Source organism: Bacillus sp. Pc3 (genome assembly GCF_000815145.1).
GTDB lineage: Bacteria > Bacillota > Bacilli > Bacillales > Bacillaceae > Bacillus > Bacillus velezensis.
The window spans coordinates 686,371-703,763 of record NZ_CP010406.1; the positions used below are offsets into that span (position 1 = coordinate 686,371).

21 protein-coding genes are annotated in these 17,393 nt (G+C 46.4%); 2 read left to right on the forward strand and 19 right to left on the reverse strand.

Annotated features, from left to right (window positions below; genetic code table 11):
- Positions 1 to 147 precede the first annotated feature (147 nt).
- From SB24_RS02640 to SB24_RS02685, 10 genes are all read right to left on the reverse strand, one after another.
- Complete coding sequence (locus tag SB24_RS02640; protein ID WP_015417379.1) at positions 148 to 1,341, reverse strand: ABC transporter permease; 1,194 nt, start codon at positions 1,339 to 1,341, stop codon at positions 148 to 150.
- A complete protein-coding gene (locus tag SB24_RS02645; RefSeq protein WP_007409637.1) occupies positions 1,338 to 2,030 on the reverse strand; it encodes an ABC transporter ATP-binding protein in 693 nt (230 codons plus the stop codon). The genes SB24_RS02640 and SB24_RS02645 overlap by 4 nt, the downstream gene beginning before the upstream one ends.
- Positions 2,031 to 3,167 (reverse strand): efflux RND transporter periplasmic adaptor subunit, encoded by a 1,137-nt coding sequence (locus tag SB24_RS02650; protein WP_039251600.1) that lies wholly within the window; start codon positions 3,165 to 3,167, stop codon positions 2,031 to 2,033.
- A 1-nt stretch (position 3,168) separates the two neighbouring features.
- On the reverse strand, positions 3,169 to 3,867 hold the full coding sequence (locus tag SB24_RS02655; protein ID WP_015417378.1) for a YknW family membrane protein: 699 nt from the start codon (positions 3,865 to 3,867) through the stop codon (positions 3,169 to 3,171).
- Between the two features lie 323 nt (positions 3,868 to 4,190).
- Positions 4,191 to 4,424: a molybdopterin converting factor subunit 1 gene (gene moaD / locus SB24_RS02660; protein ID WP_007409633.1), complete on the reverse strand. Its 234-nt coding sequence runs from the start codon at positions 4,422 to 4,424 to the stop codon at positions 4,191 to 4,193.
- The gene (locus SB24_RS02665; RefSeq protein WP_007409632.1) at positions 4,421 to 4,891 is read right to left on the reverse strand and encodes a molybdenum cofactor biosynthesis protein MoaE; all 471 of its coding nucleotides are present in this window, start codon (positions 4,889 to 4,891) and stop codon (positions 4,421 to 4,423) included. The genes moaD and SB24_RS02665 overlap by 4 nt, the downstream gene beginning before the upstream one ends.
- Positions 4,892 to 5,413: a molybdopterin-guanine dinucleotide biosynthesis protein B gene (mobB, locus tag SB24_RS02670; protein WP_015417376.1), complete on the reverse strand. Its 522-nt coding sequence runs from the start codon at positions 5,411 to 5,413 to the stop codon at positions 4,892 to 4,894.
- Positions 5,374 to 6,666, reverse strand: coding sequence for a molybdopterin molybdotransferase MoeA (locus tag SB24_RS02675; protein WP_015417375.1), 1,293 nt, complete (start codon positions 6,664 to 6,666; stop codon positions 5,374 to 5,376). Before SB24_RS02675 ends, mobB begins: the two co-directional genes overlap by 40 nt.
- Before the next feature lie 17 nt (positions 6,667 to 6,683).
- Positions 6,684 to 7,703 (reverse strand): molybdopterin-synthase adenylyltransferase MoeB, encoded by a 1,020-nt coding sequence (locus SB24_RS02680; protein WP_007611113.1) that lies wholly within the window; start codon positions 7,701 to 7,703, stop codon positions 6,684 to 6,686.
- 51 nt (positions 7,704 to 7,754) lie between these two features.
- Positions 7,755 to 8,357 carry a molybdenum cofactor guanylyltransferase gene (locus SB24_RS02685; RefSeq protein ID WP_039251605.1) on the reverse strand — a complete coding sequence of 201 codons (603 nt, stop codon included), beginning with the start codon at positions 8,355 to 8,357 and terminating at the stop codon, positions 7,755 to 7,757.
- Positions 8,358 to 8,502: 145 nt separating this feature from the next.
- On the opposite strand from SB24_RS02685, the gene SB24_RS02690 reads away from it, so the two are divergent.
- Positions 8,503 to 9,495 carry a coiled-coil domain-containing protein gene (locus tag SB24_RS02690; protein WP_012117448.1) on the forward strand — a complete coding sequence of 331 codons (993 nt, stop codon included), beginning with the start codon at positions 8,503 to 8,505 and terminating at the stop codon, positions 9,493 to 9,495.
- Positions 9,496 to 9,515: 20 nt separating this feature from the next.
- Here SB24_RS02690 and rok read toward each other — a convergent pair whose 3' ends face one another.
- Entirely contained in the window at positions 9,516 to 10,112 is a 597-nt protein-coding gene (gene rok / locus SB24_RS02695; RefSeq protein ID WP_012117447.1) for a transcriptional regulator Rok, read from the reverse strand.
- Between the two features lie 452 nt (positions 10,113 to 10,564).
- The gene (locus tag SB24_RS02700) at positions 10,565 to 11,023 is read right to left on the reverse strand and encodes a redoxin domain-containing protein (RefSeq protein ID WP_015417374.1); all 459 of its coding nucleotides are present in this window, start codon (positions 11,021 to 11,023) and stop codon (positions 10,565 to 10,567) included.
- Positions 11,024 to 11,311: 288 nt separating this feature from the next.
- On the opposite strand from SB24_RS02700, the gene SB24_RS02705 reads away from it, so the two are divergent.
- Positions 11,312 to 12,118 carry a mechanosensitive ion channel family protein gene (locus SB24_RS02705; RefSeq protein WP_015417373.1) on the forward strand — a complete coding sequence of 269 codons (807 nt, stop codon included), beginning with the start codon at positions 11,312 to 11,314 and terminating at the stop codon, positions 12,116 to 12,118.
- Between the two features lie 33 nt (positions 12,119 to 12,151).
- On the opposite strand, the gene SB24_RS02710 is transcribed toward SB24_RS02705, so the two are convergent.
- From SB24_RS02710 to ccpC, 7 genes are all read right to left on the reverse strand, one after another.
- Complete coding sequence (locus tag SB24_RS02710) at positions 12,152 to 12,397, reverse strand: YkuS family protein (RefSeq protein ID WP_003154596.1); 246 nt, start codon at positions 12,395 to 12,397, stop codon at positions 12,152 to 12,154.
- A 60-nt stretch (positions 12,398 to 12,457) separates the two neighbouring features.
- Positions 12,458 to 13,582 (reverse strand): N-acetyldiaminopimelate deacetylase, encoded by a 1,125-nt coding sequence (locus SB24_RS02715; RefSeq protein ID WP_012117444.1) that lies wholly within the window; start codon positions 13,580 to 13,582, stop codon positions 12,458 to 12,460.
- Positions 13,583 to 13,652: 70 nt separating this feature from the next.
- Positions 13,653 to 14,363, reverse strand: a complete 711-nt coding sequence (gene dapD / locus SB24_RS02720; RefSeq protein ID WP_007409623.1) for a 2,3,4,5-tetrahydropyridine-2,6-dicarboxylate N-acetyltransferase — start codon at positions 14,361 to 14,363, stop codon at positions 13,653 to 13,655.
- A gap of 81 nt (positions 14,364 to 14,444) precedes the next feature.
- Positions 14,445 to 14,900, reverse strand: coding sequence for a flavodoxin (locus SB24_RS02725; protein ID WP_033574618.1), 456 nt, complete (start codon positions 14,898 to 14,900; stop codon positions 14,445 to 14,447).
- A gap of 26 nt (positions 14,901 to 14,926) precedes the next feature.
- Complete coding sequence (locus SB24_RS02730; protein ID WP_033574619.1) at positions 14,927 to 15,820, reverse strand: WD40/YVTN/BNR-like repeat-containing protein; 894 nt, start codon at positions 15,818 to 15,820, stop codon at positions 14,927 to 14,929.
- The gene (locus SB24_RS02735) at positions 15,810 to 16,283 is read right to left on the reverse strand and encodes a flavodoxin (RefSeq protein ID WP_012117440.1); all 474 of its coding nucleotides are present in this window, start codon (positions 16,281 to 16,283) and stop codon (positions 15,810 to 15,812) included. Before SB24_RS02735 ends, SB24_RS02730 begins: the two co-directional genes overlap by 11 nt.
- A gap of 112 nt (positions 16,284 to 16,395) precedes the next feature.
- Complete coding sequence (gene ccpC / locus SB24_RS02740) at positions 16,396 to 17,277, reverse strand: transcriptional regulator CcpC (RefSeq protein ID WP_007611101.1); 882 nt, start codon at positions 17,275 to 17,277, stop codon at positions 16,396 to 16,398.
- Between the last annotated feature and the right edge of the window lie 116 nt (positions 17,278 to 17,393).

Genomic DNA, 17,393 nt, shown 5'->3' on the forward strand with positions numbered 1-17,393 from the left:
TGTACATAGGGTTTGTAAACTGTAAATTCGACAAAAAGGGGGACAATTGTATGACATTTTCTTTTTATCATAAATGAAAAAAGTCTATTATATTCATGCAATCATTAAAACACAAAAAAACCCCATGCAGACTGCATGGGGTGCCGGTTATTCATACCGTAACGCTTCAATCGGATCTAAGCGAGATGCTTTGTTGGCGGGCAGCATGCCGAAAATGACACCGATCAGCATACTGAACAGCACACCGATACAAACCACCTGCCAGGAAACGAGCGACGGCCAGCCTGCGATAAGGGAAACGAGTGATGCTCCCCCGTAGCCGAGACAGATTCCGATTAAGCCGCCGATTAATGTAAGCACAACAGATTCAATTAAGAATTGTGTCAGAATCTGTCCTCTCGTGGCACCGAGCGATTTGCGGATGCCGATTTCTCTTGTCCGTTCCGTCACTGATACGAGCATAATATTCATGACCCCGATCCCGCCGACAACGAGAGAAATACCGGCGATCGAACCGATGATCGTCGTCATGACGGTCGTGACCTGGCCGATTCCCGCCGCGATTTCTTCCATATTCATGACTTGATAGGCCTCTTTTGTACCGTGATTGTCATTTAAGAGACGGGCCGCTTCTTTTCCTGTTGATTTGATTTGATCAGCTGACTCCGTCTGAACGGAAACGTTGCTGTAGTCGTTAGTACCGAAAGACGTTTTCAGCATGTTGAACGGCACATACATTTCACTGAGTCCTAACGATAAAAAGCCGCTCTCTTCTTTCAGTACGCCGATTACTTCAACGGGCTGTCCGCCGGCCCAGACGATTTTTCCGAGCGGAGACGTTTTCCCGAACAGCTTTTCAGCCATTTTTTTCGAGATGATTCCTGCTCTTTTCCCGGAAAGAAAATCATTATCCGTAAATGTCCGTCCATCTTGAACGTCCAGCTTTTTTACGTCCATGTAGCCGCTGTTAATGCCGTTCAGCGTAATATCCGTGTCTTCTTCATGGTAACGGGCCGTCATGGATTTTACCGCGGAAGCGACAACCTGCTTTACGCCGTCCACTCCTTTTAATCCATTAATATCTTCTTCTGTAAAACTCGCTTCCTGTAAGGCGTTCGGATTGGCTGTTAATTCTTCATCACTGGGCATGTAAAACAATTCAATCGTATTGCCCGGCCCGCTGATGGATTGCTTCAGCATTTGCTCTCCGCCCTGGCCGACAGCCACAACAACAATTACTGAACCGACGCCGATAATGATTCCGAGCATTGTCAGAATCGATCTCAGCTTGTGAGCTCTTACGGAACTGAGGGCCATCCGGAGATTTTCTAACAGGCTCATTCCCCCACTCTCCTCTGCTCAGCATCGCGGGAAACGATCATGCCGTCACGGACGAAAATCACTCTGTTTGTACAGTCCGCCACTTCAGGCTCATGAGTGACGAGCACCACGGTCACGCCCTCTGCATTAAGCTCTGTGAACTGCTCCATAATGGAAATGCTTGTTTTCGTATCCAGTGCGCCGGTCGGTTCATCAGCTAAAATGAGCTTCGGTTCGTTCACGATGGCTCTTGCAATCGCGACACGCTGCTTCTGGCCGCCTGACAGCTCATTCGGCATGTGACGCATCCGATCCGCCAAACCGACTTTTTCCAGCGCATGCTCAGCCCGTTCCTCACGCTCTTTTTTACCGATACCGGCGTAGATCATGGGGAGTTCGACATTTTTTCTTGCATTCAATCGCGGCAGCAGCTGAAATTGCTGAAAGACAAATCCGATTGATTTGTTCCGGACCGCCGCAAGCTCTTTTTCGGTGCATGAAGAAACATCTTCGCCCGCAAGCCTGTAACTGCCGGACGTCGGTCTATCCAGACAGCCGATGATATTCATGATCGTAGATTTTCCCGATCCCGACGGTCCCATAATTGACACATATTCTCCTTCTTCAATCGTCAAGTCAATTGAACGGAGAACATCAAACGTCTCCTTGCCGATCTGATAGCTTTTTTTCACCTTTGAAAGCTGAATCATCTATGCTTTCACATCCGTTCCGTCAGTCAAACCGTCAGCCGGATTCAGAATGACTTTATCATCCTTTGAAAGCCCCTCTTTTATCTCCGTAAGCTGATTTGCGGTATCGCCGACTTTAACTTTCACGCGTTTGGCCTTCCCGTCTTTTACCGTAAAGACCCAGTGCTCATCTCCGTCTTTTTTGACTGCGGAGGACGGCAGCGTATCGGCTTTCCGTTTGTCGGTTTCAATGTTCATAATTAATTTAAATCCCGGTTTGCCTTCCGGAAGGTTTCCGATCAGCTTAACCTGAAACGGATACTGGACGGCTTGTTCCGTATTTTCCCCCGAAGCAGCGCTTGACTTTTGATCAGGAACGAGGCCGACAGCCGCCACTCTCCCTTTCCACGTTTTACCTGGAATGGCGTCTGAGGTAATTGTAACGCTTTGTCCCTTTTTCACTTTCAGCGTGTCGTATTCGGACAAATTGCCGGCAACGATCAGGTGTTCCGGGTCTCCTATATGTATAACCGGTTCTTGAATATCCGATTTTTTAGAAGCCGCTTCTTGATTTACCGAGATTACCGTCCCGTCCATCTCACTCTTAACATTGAGATTCGCCACCTGATTTTCAAGAGACTGCTTTTGCAAATCAGATTGCTTTAATTCGATTTCCGCCGTTTTTTGCTGAAGCTGCAGATCAGTCCGTTCGGATTCAATTTGTTTTTTGGCTTCCGCTTCTCCCACTTGTTTTGCCAGATCTTGTTCCTTGCTGTTTAATGCTCTGAGTTTTTCTTCAACTTGTTCGATTTGCATCCGTTTTGATTGTTCTGTCAACTCATTTTGTTCTTTATCAAGATTGAGCTGCTCATTTGTATACGTGACTAACGACGACCCTTTTTTTACTTTGTCGCCTTCTTTTACTTTCACTTTATCAAGAGTTCCTTTATCCGCTTCATAAAAAACATACTGTTCTCTAGAGAATTTAAGTGTTCCCGGAACCATAACCGTAGAGGAGATTTCTCTGTTTTCCATGGTTCCGGTTTCGATTTTTTTCCCGGCGCTGCCGCCCGCGGGAGCGGCAGACTTATAAATATTGATACCGATGAATACTGCAACAATTACGGCGATGCCGATTCCGATCCAAATTTTTTTCATGTTATACACCTGCTGTCACTGAACTTAACAGTCCTCCGACTGCCGAAACTAAAAGCATAATAACAAACAGGACAATCGCGGAAGTCCAGGCCGCTTTTTTCGAAATGCCGCCTGTATAGCGAAGTCCCAAAGCGAGCAGAATATAGCTCCAGATGCTGAAAATGTCGAACGCGCTTAAAAAGACCGCGACGCCGTCTCCGGCCGGTATGACACTCGCCAAAGATGTAACGGCATACAATGAGCCCGCACCGGTAAAATAAGTGACAAGACCGTTAATAACTAAGCCGATATTGGTAATAAATGCCGTAAACAGGCTGAGTGAGAGCATTTTTTTGTAAGTTGTCACGCCGCCTGAAATTTTGACGCACAGCCAGTAAATGAGCGGAACGATAAACAGAGCGATAATGCCCCCGAAGATTCCTCCGAACATCGAGCCGAATTTAGCGAAGGTTTTGGTCATTTCAATCTGATCATCCGTCAAACCGTCAAGAGATGAGCTGTTCAGCACTTCTTCATAATTCATCCCAAGCCCGCGCAAAATACTGCCGGCCGCGATAAGAATGATGACAATCAGGAGAGGAATGCCGATGACCGGCTTTTCTTTTAATCTTTTAAACTGCACAACAGGACTTGTAATGACGCCGAAAATTGACGGCTTTTCCGTTACTGCCGTATTGCTTTTTTCCAGGTTTGGTTCCATATTGCTGATGCCTCCTATGTATTATTCTGTTTATACGTACGCTTTAGGCTGAGAGAAGTTTCAATTTTTTTGCCGTTTGCGTATTTATGCTAAATTGTAACACAAATTCTCAGCTTTACGTTCCATAATTATGTAAAAAAAAGCATTGTCAGACCGGTATGACGGGAGGTTCAATGCCTTGTGAAGGCACTGTCTTCAGCCTATTCATGCAGTCAAAACCAGCTCAATCACAAATCCCTTTAAATCCCATTTAAATATTCTCTGGAATTCAGCGCCTATATACAAAAAAGCCGGATGGCAATGATGCACATCCGGCTCTTTTTTCACCCTCCGCTTACAGGAGGGATAAAGGCAATGGTATCACCTTCTGTTACGATGCTGTTGTCTTTTACATATGTTTCATTGATTGCGATCATGGCATTGTCAATCGTCTGAAGTCCGTACCGTTCCTTTAACAGTGTTTTTACAGCAGACGCCGCCGTCTCTTTTTCGTCAAGTTCAATGACCGGTGTTCCCGCCTGCTCCGCAAGCCCGGCAAACAATAATACTTTAATCATCGCGATTCCCCTTTATGCAAATCCGGTTTTCCGTTCGGATAGGGCGTTGTTTCCAGCTGATCGCCTATCCATTCTTCGCCGTCTTCCCAGATTTCTTTTTTCCATATCGGCACAATCTGTTTTATCCGTTCAATTGCATATTCATTCGCCTCATATGCCGCCTTTCTGTGCGGTGAAGACACGGCGATTACGACCGCTGCTTCTCCGATATCAAGGACGCCGACACGGTGAGTGATTGCAGCTTCGGCTCCTTCCCATTTCGCGCTGATTTCATCGCCGATTTGAGAAAGCATTTGAACAGCCATCGGTTCATACGCTTCATATTCGAGACGCACCGTCCGCCGTCCGGCAGTCCACTCTCTGACCGTGCCGATAAACGTTGTGATGGCGCCGGCTTCACGCTTTTCAACTTTTTTTACGATATTTTCCGCAATGATAGGTTCCCTTGTAATTTGAAAACGTTCCATTTATGCAGATTCCCCTTTCAGCTGCGAAAGCACAAACATCATGGCAGCCGGATCGTCCGCATGGAATACGGGCATGCCTGCATCTGCCGGCATATACTCCGTATTTCTGCTGATAACCGCGATCACGCGCTCCAAATGCTTCAGCTTTTGCCAATCTTCGCTGTCTTTGATCATAATGATTTTCGGATGCGGCGCATGTTTAAATCCCTCTATGAGAAGACCGTCAATTCCCAGACATTCATACAGACTGATCAAACCCGCCAGATCCCATTTTTTTCGCGCCGTAAGCTGCAGGACGCCGTCCCCTTCTACTGCCGTAACCGCGGCTCCGGCTTTTGAAAAACGCTCCGAGTCTTTTCCGTCAGAAAAAGGTTCCGGTTCTCCGCCGTGTCCGTGATGTTTTAAACATCCAATATCGCACTCTTTCGGCGCCGCTTTCAGCACACGTTCAATAAACGTTGTTTTACCGCTGTTTTGAAAACCTACGATCTGGACGATCGGGAAAGAATTGACCACGGCCATTCACTTCCATTCTCATCACGGATGAGGAGCACGTGAACCGTCCGGCCCGCTTCATATCCCCTCGTTCCTCCCGGCAGAAGGATAAACGCGTTTGCTTCGGCTAGAGATGTGACTGAGCTTGATTTGTCGAGACCGACCGGTGACGCCATCATCTTTCCGTCCTTATGATAAACAAATGCCCTCACAAATCTCGTAAACGGATTCGGTTTCGGAAAGTCGTTTGTTAACACGGCTTCCGCCCATCCGGAATGAGGTTTTTCATTCAGAAGCCACGTCTGAATCATCGGTTTGACAAACAGGGTGAATCCGACATAACATGCGGACGGATTGCCTGAAAGGCCGAACAGCAGCATGTCATCGGCCCGGGCGACAGTTGTCACGCTCCCCGGGCGCATTGCCACTTTGTTAAAAAGAACTTCCGCTCCGAGCTTATTATAAATGTCTGGAAGAAAATCAAAATCGCCGACTGACACGCCGCCGGTCGTGATCAGAAAATCAACTTTTTTCATAGCTTCCTTCACCGCATCATAGCTGTCATCAAAATCATCGGAAATTTTCCCTAAGTTCAGCGGCACCGCGCCCGCTTCAATGACCTGGGCATACACCATCGCAGCGTTGCTGTTGCGGATTTTCCCCGGCTCAAGCGGATCGCTGACATGAAGAAGCTCGGTCCCCGTTGCTATAATGCCGACAACCGGCTTTCTGACCACGGGAACGGAAGCATAGCCGAAGGTTGCTAAAAGAGCGGTTACGCCCGGCGTGATTTTCGTCCCTTTTTTTAATAGCGAGCTGCCCTTTTTCGCATCTTCTCCTTGATATGAAATATTATCGCCCGCATGGAAAGGGCGTTTCACTGACATGTAATTCGTCCCGTTTTCAGAAAACGTTTTTGTCAGCTCAAGCATCACTACGGCATCCGCGCCTTTTGGAATCTGCGCCCCCGTCATAATGCGGACCGCTTCATAAGGGCCGAGTTTTTTTTCCGATACGGCGCCGGCTCCGATATGGTCAATGACTTCAAAGGTGACGGCATTGTCACGGGAAGCCGTTTTTGAATCGCTCGCCCTGATGGCAAACCCGTCATACGGGGAACGGTTAAAGGCCGGCACATCATGATCCGCCTTAACATCCTCCGCCAAATAGCGGTGGAGACTGTCCTCAAGCGCCACCCATTCGGTATCCCCCTGTTTTTTATACCGGCTCACCCGGCGGACTGCTTCGTCCACCTGAATCGGCGTTCTTTTTTCAAGCATAGCAATATCTCCCCTTCCTACAGTCCGATCACCCTGGCCAGAACTGAATTTGCTTCTTTTATATCGTTTGTACCGTGAATCAAAGCCCGTCCGTCCTGAAAAATAACGATTCTGAAGCGCTCATACGCCATGTGCAGCAGAAATTCATTTGCTTCCACTTTACCGATCTGCTTCAGACGTTTGACAAGCTCTTCTTTATCCAGCCTCTTTAAGGCTTCCGATCTGATTTGAACGGTGTCTCTCCCGCACAGCACGCTTGCTTTCGGCCTGTTTTCAGGCTGCAGATACGGATATACGGGCTCCGCGCCGCAGGAAGGGCAATGATCCCGTTTGATCTGATCCACATTTATGCTCATATTGGTGTTATTCCACACGTCAAACGTGAAAAAGCGCCGATTTACCGCCGCATGATTTCCTGTCAGCAATTTCAGCGCCTCAGCCTGCTGATAAGCAGAGACGATATGAACCGCCGGAGGTATGATACCTGCTGTATCACATGTCGCTCCGCCCACGGGCATTTGCTCAAACAGGCAGGATAAACACGGCGTAACCCCCGGAATAATCGTCATGCACATTCCCTGACTGCTGACACAGGCCCCGTAAATCCAAGGTGTTTTCGTTTTCAGCGCCAGATCATTGATGACCATTCTCGTTTCAAAATTATCTGTCGCATCCACGATGCAATCCGCTTGTTCGATCAGCGGTTCGAGCGTTTCCGCCGTACCTTCCGCCGCGTAAGCATCGATATGTATATCACTGTTTACCGCCAAAAGACGCGCCTTGGCCGCCATTGCTTTCGGCAGGCGCTGTCTCGCGTCTTCTTCTGTATACAGCTGCTGTCTTTGTAAATTGCTCCATTCCACATAATCCCGGTCAATAATCGCCATACGGCCCGCTCCGGCTCTTGCCAGGCCCTCTGCCGCGGCTGTTCCGAGAGCTCCGGCTCCGACAATCAGGACACTGCTGTCAGCCAGCGCCTGCTGCCCTTTTTCCCCTATCGGCTTAAATCTTGTCTGCCGCGAATAGCGCTCTTCCATCTGTGTTGTCCCCTTGCATTTTTATTTCCATCATACCATGTTTCTTCCCGATCAGTCCTGATTTGAAGACTCGACATGCGCCAAAAGTCTGGTGTAATCATCCTGTGTGTTGATATTAGCGAACTCCTCCGGCCCGGCGCCGATGTCTTCAGCCTGCACATAACAGACAGACAGCCGTTTCAGCGTGTCTGTCATTTTCAGTTTGTTTTGTGTCAGCTGATCAAAAAGCACATCCTGCACCCGTTTATGGTAAACCGCCAAGAGGGGCTGCTCTCTGTTTTTACAAACCGGTATGACAGCGTCCAGATTTCCCGTCAGCTTCATTTCAAGCGCAGCCATCGTTTTTCTTGTCACGAGCGGCGTGTCACAGGATATGACCGTATATGTTTCGCCTTCCGTTTGTTTCATTGCCGTATATATGCCGGCAAGCGGGCCCATTCCCCGAAACCGCGGCTCATCGGCCAAAACATGCCGCTCTCTGTTTGATAAGAACTTTTTTATATGCTCAGGGCGGCTGATAATTACCGTTTCTCCGCCGCCGAAGGCTTTTTTCGCCTGTTCATAAAACATGCCGCCCTTCCACTTTGCAAAAGCTTTCGGTTCTCCGAATCTTCGGGAAGCTCCCCCTGCTAATATTACATTCACCCGTTTCATGTCATCTCTCTCCCATTCTATATAAAAGCATAGCAAACGCCTCAGCCGAAATACAATATTACGGTGCTTGTCTGTTTAATTAAGAGGAATAGCCGTTGATCCTTTCCCATATTGTAGTGTTAACATCATGAGGGAGATGGTTCTTATGAAAATATCCGGTCCGTTTTTCCACGACACTTCTCAAGAGAACCTTTACTTGAAATCCGAACTTTCCAGATGCAGAAAATTAATTTCAGAATTTGAAGCAAGCTACTTCCATCAGAAAAATAATAAGCTTCAGGAAGAAAACGCCAATATTAAAGAGCGGCTTCACAAGCTTTCTGACGAATTGGAAGCCATGGCTCAAAAACACAAACAGACAAGTGACACGGAACGTTCTTTGCATGAAATCAGAGCCGGGCTGCTCGATAAAATCGTCATTCTGCAAGAACTGCTTCAGCAGGAAACGTTTCGGCGGAAAAATGAGATGGAAGAAAAGCACCGTCTGCATCTTACAAATGTAAAATTTGAAGAAGAAAATAAAAACTTACATACCCGCATCCGCTCACTTGAGACCGCCATTCAAACTGAACGGACTTCTCACGAAGATATGAAACAGCGTTATCATGCCGCTGCAGACGAAAATACCCGGCTCCAAACACAAATGATAGAAAAAGAATACCAGCTTAAACATATTAAAATAGAAATTAATCATATGAGAGATCGAATACTAGAAACAAAAGAACGGCTTGTAGAAATAGAAAAAACGAAAGAAAAGTTATTTCAAGAAACCATTCTTTCGTATAAACGGCAGCTGGACGAAAGTGATGCTTGGATTGCCGGCCATTTTGCTGATATTGACAGCCGCACGGCGGAACCGGCGGAACAAGCTCTGGAAATCCCTTCTGTTTCCAAAGAGACTGTTCAGGCAGAAGACTTGCTTAAAGCCGTTACCGAACAAGTCATCTCCCTGCAAAAACAATTTGTACAATCAGAGTCCCGCGATCAGTCGTTTGATGAAAAACTGGATGCGTTGAAAGAACGTGCTGACGGCGAAAAGCCTTTCCAAAAATATGTCGTCAAGCTTGAAAAAAAGCCTGGAAAAGAGGCGTCACTTCCGCAGAATAAGCGGGAAAGCGCAAAAAAACTGCTTGAGTAACGCAAGCAGTTTTTACTGTTTTATTCAGCAGCCGTATCATTTGCCGTTTCTGCTGTTTCCTGAGAAATTTCTCCCTCAAGAATATATTGGCCGCGGTATGGTTTTTTCACTTCCGGATACATTTTAATTAAGCTTTGCATAAATGTTGTCATATTAGGAATTTCAAGGCCGCTTTCCTTTTCAATTTCCTTTTGCAGTTCGGAACTTTTAATCGCTGCATTGTGGCGTTTCAATGTTTTAATCGCTGCTTCGCGCAGTTTTGCCGCTTTTGATCCCGGTCTCGCCGTCCCTCTTCTTCTTCTTGTAGAACCGTCTGGAATGCCGGCAGGAAGAGACGTAATAGACTGCATCTGCGGCTGGGAGGATTGAGGCTGTGCCTGCGGCTTTTGATAGCTTCTCATTTCCTGTGCTGCAAGCTCTGCAAGCACCGGGAGAGAGTCACTTTTTTTCTCCGGACGAAACTCTTTTTTTGTATCGGACAGGCTGCCTGTATTGTCTAATTCTCTCAGTTTTGCATATATTTTATCACGTTCTATTTGATATTCACGAATGACTTTTACCTCTGCTTCGTTCAATTGTTCTAAACGTAAGCGCAGCGCTTCTCTTTCATTAAACATGTGTAAAACCCCCTGTCAAAAATTTAAACGCTTTTATTAAGATATTAGATTACAAAAGTAATTTTATCAACTATTATTTTATCATTTTACTATTTTATTTACTCTATGAAAAATTGCTTATTTTCTGAAAATGGTACTTTATATACAAAAATCCCTTATCATATAGGGGATTCTGGACAAAGTTCCAATTTATTCAACCATTTCAAAATATAACTTGAAATTACTTGTTTAATGAAAATTAGCGTGATATCTACAATTTTCGACTATAATATGTAAAAGATAATGATATCGATAAAACAAGCGGTACAGCGTGTTTACGGCTGTTTCTCTTATTTTTTAAGCCACACATGTCATATTGGAATTTTTTATCCAATAGGCACAAAAAAACCCTGTTACCTAAACGGCAAAGGGTTTGCAGAACCGAGACAATAGTCCGGCGGAGATTGTCCCGATTACTCAGAAGCCTGCTCCGTTTCTAAAAGTACTCGGCTGACGCGTTTTTCAAGCATTTTCATCCCGCCTCCTCCCGCTTGAAAATGGCGGAGCTGTCCGGTTTTATCGAAAAGGTAATAAGCCGGCACATATTCATTTTCACATGCTTCAGTCAGCGTATAATCGCTGTCGACGTAAATCGGCTGAGAGATATCGTGTTCAGCCGCTGTTTCCTTGATTTTCTCAAGGTCAAGATCGTCTTCGGAACGGGGCATGTGAACGGCCACCACATTCAGCTGATCTTTATATTTATCACGAAATTCGTTCATCTCAGGCATCGCTTCTTTACACATGCGGCAGCTGGCGGACCAGAAGTGAATCAGTGCCGGCTTTCCGCCGACCAGCTGTTCCTTCGTGACTTCTCTGTTAATCCATGCTTTAGCGCCTGTCAATTCAGGCATTTGCTGACGTAATTTCATCTTATTTCCCTCCTTATGAAAAAGGTTTTTTGCCGGGGCTTTCAGTTTCGCCGGGCAACGTTCTCCTGTTTTCCCTCCAAAGGATATGATTTGGCTGAATCACCATGTTAAAATGAGTGTGGCGATTCCTTAGTTCATATCTTCACAAAAATGATGATATTGAAACCGGGCAATATGAACAAATCATAAATGAAATAACTGGTTTCTATTAAAAGGTTTATCTTATTTTAAAAACGGGTATATGACTTTTAGCTTTTTCCGCAAAAGACTTGAAAGGAAGACATCACTATGATTGATTTAAAACACTTTGATTGGGCCGGGCTTCTCACATCTGCCGGGATTTTCATCATAAAGCTGGCTCTCATTATTTTAGCGTACTTTATTTTCCGGGCGGCAGGAAAAAAGCTGATCAAGCATCTGTTTCAGAAATTCGAGCAACAAAACAACCTCTCCACAGGCCGCGCTTATACTTTGCGAAGCCTCGCGCTTAATGTATATGGATACATCCTGATTTTCGTTTTTATCGTAATGATTTTGGATTTATTTCACTACAATCCGAGCGCTCTCATTGCCGGCGCCGGCGTGGTCGGTCTCGCAGTCGGCTTCGGGGCTCAGGGGCTTGTCAGTGACATCGTCACCGGATTTTTTATCCTTTTGGAAAAACAGATCGACGTCGGCGATTATATTACGGTTGCCGGCTACAGCGGCATTGTCGAGCAGGTCGGTCTCCGTACGACGCAAATCCGGAGCTTTGACGGCACGCTTCACTATCTTCCCAACCGGGGCATTACGAATGTGAGCAACCATTCCCGCGGAACGATGCAGGCGCTTGTCGATATTAAAGTGCCGCTTGAAAAAAATCTTGATGAAACCATTCAAATCCTGCAAACCGCGTGTGACAAAGCAGCCGCTGAGCTCCCGCAGATTAAGGAAGGGCCGGACGTCATCGGGGTTCAGGATTTAAGCTCGTCAGAAATGGTGATCAGAATCATTGCCAAAACAGAAAATATGGAGCAATGGCGGGTTGAACGCGTACTGCGGAGAGAAATGAAAATCGCGCTCGACCGTTTTAAAAACGCCGCTTCCGCCGAATAGAAAAACCGAAGCGTAAGCTTCGGTTTTTTCTTTTCAATGAAATTTTTTTTCCACTTCGCTGCAGATTTCGTCGGCGGTCATTCCGGAAGCCGTAATGACGGGAGCCTGAGTTGACGTATCGGCAATTCCTTGGACATTGCTGTCAAGTCCGGTTACGACACAGCAGTCACAATTCTTCGCATCCTCAGGAGTCTTCATCATCACTACGTCATATCCCTTTTGTTTTAACGCCTGTTCTACATCCGATAAAGATTGTTCAATTCCAATTTTTTTCGTCATATTGAACACCTCCGTTATGTAGAATGCTCAATTTTTGTTAGATTATTCTTCTTTTCGGATTTAATTGGCATACTTCGAAAAATATCCGACCATGACATTTACCGCGGTTTCCATCGCATCTTCATCCGGGTTCAGCTTGGCGTGATGAAGCCCGTGGGATGAATCGGCCCCCAGCCAGAACATAAAGCCGGGATATTTTTTCAGCATATATCCGAAATCTTCTCCGGTCATCGCTTCTTTCGCCGTTCTCACGTCAGCAAGCTGATGATCGCTGACAAATTGCATAAATTCTTCGGTCAGGCCGCTTGTATTATAAACTTGATGATAAACGGACGGATACGTGACTTTTCCTTTGCATCGGAAGCCGATTTCAATTCCTTTGACAAGCTCTTCAATCCGCTTTTTCACCATACGCATTGATTCCTCGGAAAGCGTCCGGATAGTTCCCTCCAGATGAGCATGCTCTGCGATGATATTTTGCGCCGTGCCCCCCGTAATCGTTCCGACAGTTATCACAGCGCTGTCAAGCGGATCCGTATTTCTGGATATGACCGTTTGCAGCTGCGTGACAAGCGTGCTCGCGGCGACGACCATGTCGTCTGCTGTATGCGGATATGCCGCATGCCCGCCTTTCCCCTCAAGATCGATGACGAGTTCGCTCGTATTGGCAAACAGCAATCCGCTTTTGGTGGAAATTGTGCCTACAGGAAGCTCAGGTGCTATATGGAGAGCGGTAATCAAATCCGGCGTCCATTTTTTCAGCACATCGCTTTCAAGCATCGGTTCCGCTCCGCCCGGTCCTTCTTCAGCCGGCTGGAATAAAAAGAGCAGATCATGTTTGACGGGATGATGGACAAAATGATCAATAATGCCGAGCGCGATGGTCATGTGCATATCGTGGCCGCATGCGTGCATAAAACCGGGGTGTTCAGATGCAAACGGAAGCCCCGTCTGCTCTTCAATCGACAGAGCGTCTATATCCGCTCTGTAGGCGAGCATTTTTTCCGGAGCCGTGCCGTTGACTTTGACAAAGATGCCGGTTCTCCAAGTTTCGATTTCAATTCTTTCCTCCGGATATTGGTTCAATAGATTCAGCAGGTACTGTTGGGTTTTATATTCCTGAAAGCCGATCTCCGGAATGCGGTGCAGATCTCTTCGGATGGCAATGAGCCGCTCTTTTTCCATATGTATTCCTCCTTGAGATAAGAATAAGGCGTGGATTTTATCATCCACGCCCATTCTATCAAACCATTCCTTACAGCTGGCGTAATTCCTGTTTGATTTCTGTTTTGCCTTTTGTTTTTTCATCAATATCTTTGATTTTTTTCGCAGGTGTTCCCGCTACAACGGTATATGGCTCGACGTCATTTACAACGATGGCTCCGGCAGCGACAACCGCGCCTTTACCGATTGTTACGCCTTCAAGCACAACCGCATTTGCGCCAATCACAACGTCGTCTTCCACGACTACAGGCTTAGCGCTAGGCGGCTCAATAACGCCCGCTAATACAGAACCCGCTCCGATGTGGCAGTTTTTGCCGACAGTCGCACGTCCGCCGAGAACAACGTTCATATCAATCATCGTACCTTCGCCGATGACTGAACCGATATTAATAGACGCACCCATCATGATAACGGCATTGTCGCCGATTTCGACTTGGTCGCGGATAATAGCGCCGGGCTCGATTCTCGCTTTAACATCTTTTAAATCAAGCATCGGGATCGCAGAGTTGCGGCGGTCATTTTCAATGACGTAATCCTCAATTTTGTCTTTGTTTTCTTCGATTGCGCTTTTAATTTCAGCCCACTCGCCAAAAACGACGCCGGATTGGCCGTTCAGGAATGTTTTAGCGGAATCGCCAAAGCTGATTCCTTCAAGATCGCCTTTTACATACACTTTTACAGGCGTTGATTTTGTACTATTTTGAATAAATGAAATAATTTCATTTGCATCCATCATTTTCATATGTATTGTCCTCCTCTGATTTTCTACCTCATTACTGTAACAAAGGAAGGATACAAAGACAAGAAAAAAAGGAACAAGCCTTTATTCTGCCGGCTGGCTGCACAGCGCGGCAAACTGTCTTCCGAATTCCCGGAGCTCTTCTTCCTCACTGCCCTCAGGGTTGTTTTCAATTTTGACCGACGGCAGCACCACCCGCCCGCCGCGGGTTTTGATTACTTTTTCCAATTCGTCAACCGCCCCGCAAAAAAACTCATAGGACGTATCTCCGGAACCGAACAAAGCAAATGTTTTTCCCGTAAACTCCAGGTTTTCCATATCTTCAGCAATATCGAGCATTTCATCAGGAAGATCCCCGTCTCCCCACGTATATGTGCCTAATAAAATATACTCGTAATCATTAAAAAGTTCGGCATGAAGATCCATCGCTTCATATCTGTCTACGGATGCTTGTGCTTCGATCAGCCCTTTTTCAATTAAATCCGCCATCGCCTCGGTGTTTCCTGACATTGTAGCGTAAACAAGCAATACATTCCCCATCTTCGTCTCTCCTTTATGCATAAAAACTAATGTGCGAGCCGTACCGCCTCATACGGTCTGACAAACTTACTTTCGTAAAGGCCCGCGCAAAAAAAGTTTTCTTCCCGGTTGGCCACCCGCCATCCGTGACCGCGGATCGTATCAAACCACTTTAATTCACCGGCGGCGAGATCAGCTTGATAAATACGCGAAAATCCGTTTTCGTCCTGTGACGATGTGACATAAATAATCCCGTTATCCTCAGAAACGTCGAGAAATGATTTTTCCCGTACGGCGGGCTCGGCTGTAATGGCAAACTCCTCTTGCGTCCGCACGTTTCGGACGGCAACCTCGCCCCGTTCTCCCTTTGCCGCGCCCTTTACTGCAATGAGCCAGTCATTCTGATACATCATCATTGAAGCCGTCATGCGCTGCCTTTCGCGGCTTATACGCCGGATGCGTTCTTCCTTCAGATCATACGCCCAAATGCCGCCATGATTCATATGAATCCGGGTGCCGATATAAATCGTCTGACCGTGTAAACAAAGCGAACGGATGACAGGCGGCTCCTTTAATTGTGAAAAGGGCTTAGCCACATGCCAAGTGACGCCGAAATCATCAGATAAGTAGAGGCAGTATGTGCCGTGGGCACAGACAAACCCGTTATTCCGCCCGGCAACGGCCCATACGGAGGCGCTGGTCGGAAACCGGGACGCCGTCCAAGTCTTTCCCTGATCGGCTGATCTGAGGACGGCGCCTTTTTCTCCAGCCGCGAATATGTAGGGCCCTATGTAAGTCAGCACATGAATTCTGCTTTTCACTTGGAACAGTCTTTTCCAGCCTTCTTCCGCCGAAAAATGAAAAATACCTTCGCCTTTCACTGCGACAAAAAATCCCGAAGATACTGATGCCATGACAGCCGTCGCGCCTTTATGAAACATGGCACCGGTCTCCGTGGTGAGCGGCCCATGCAAGAAAACCGCGGACAAATTCTTTGCAGCATTCTTGATCTTCAGCCGTCTCGGGCGCCAGCTCAATTTTCAGCGTTTCCGGATATAAATTGGCTCCGGCCTGTTCAAACGCATCGCAAAACAGCGTGACCGCTTCGCAAAACTTCGGGTAGGCGTGATCGCCTGAACCGAAACAGGCCGTTTTCAGTCCGTTGAGCTGGCTGTGCAGAATATCTTCGTAAAAATCTTCCGCTTCGTAAGGAAGATCACCGTCCCCCCATGTGTACGTGCCGACAAAAACATAATCATACGCTTCGAGAGAATCCGCATCTGCTTCGTCCATGTCGAGACAGTCAACTGCTATCTGATGCCCGCTCAGTGTTTCTTTTATAATGCCGGCAATATCCTCTGTATTCCCCGACATGCTTGCGTATATCATTAATGCTTTCTGCATATGATCACCTCGTAATTGATAATGATTTTCATTAACATATATAACACTTTAAATGATAATGATTTTCATTGTCAATAAAAAATAAAAAAAAGACAGCATGATTGCTGTCTTTCTAAAATGGGCGTTCCTGCTTCAGCATATCTTTAATGACAGAAACAAAAGCCTGCACTTGTTTTAATTCAAATGCCGGCTCATATCCGAGCAGCCATGTGTCACGGCCGATCGGATGGTCCTTTGTATCAAGCAGGGGCATTTTATTTACTTTGTCTTCCTCTTCCAAGGTGACTGACGGCAGAATGGCATAACCGATCCCGTGCAGCGCCATCTGCTTGCACGTTTCAATCTGATCGACAAGGATGGTCTGTTTCGGCGAGGTTTTGAATTTTTGATGCCACCAATGCTGAATTTCCTGAAAATATGTACTGTCACTTTTGAATTGGATAAACGGCCGATCGGTATGGGCTATATCATCAATACAGGAAATTTCCGTATCAACCAAATATAAATGATCGGTCATTAAATAATCTTTCCGGCCTTTCCATTCAGGATTTCCCCGGATAATGCCGATATGTACCTGATCTTCATACAGACTTTTCAGCATTTCGCTGCTCCACCCTGTAATGAGAGAGACCTTTGCATTCGGATAACGCTCCACATATGTTTTTAACACTTTCGGAAGCCAGTGCTGCCCGATAATGGAGGCGACGGCAAGCTTTAATGTGCCGTGAATCTCACCCTCAAGTTCATCAATGTTTTCTCTGATTCTTTCTTGCCGATCCGTGACGTCATTTGCAAATTGTATGATTTTTTCTCCTGCCGGCGTTACCGTAAGTCCTTTTTGAGATCTTAGAAAGATCTTTGTTCCCCAGGCTTTTTCAATGGTCTGCAATCGCTGGGACAGAGCCGGCTGTGACACGAATAACCGTTCGGCAGCCTTCCTCATGTTTAATTCCTCAGCTAAAACTACGAGCATATGAAGCTCTTGAAGCTGCATGTCGTCCTCCTTTTCAATGCCTTTCGTATTTCTTATCTACCATTCTAATAAAATAAAGGCTGCCGAGGCAAGCGCCACTCATATGTATGCGTTTTCTTTTTCCGGCATGCAAAAGA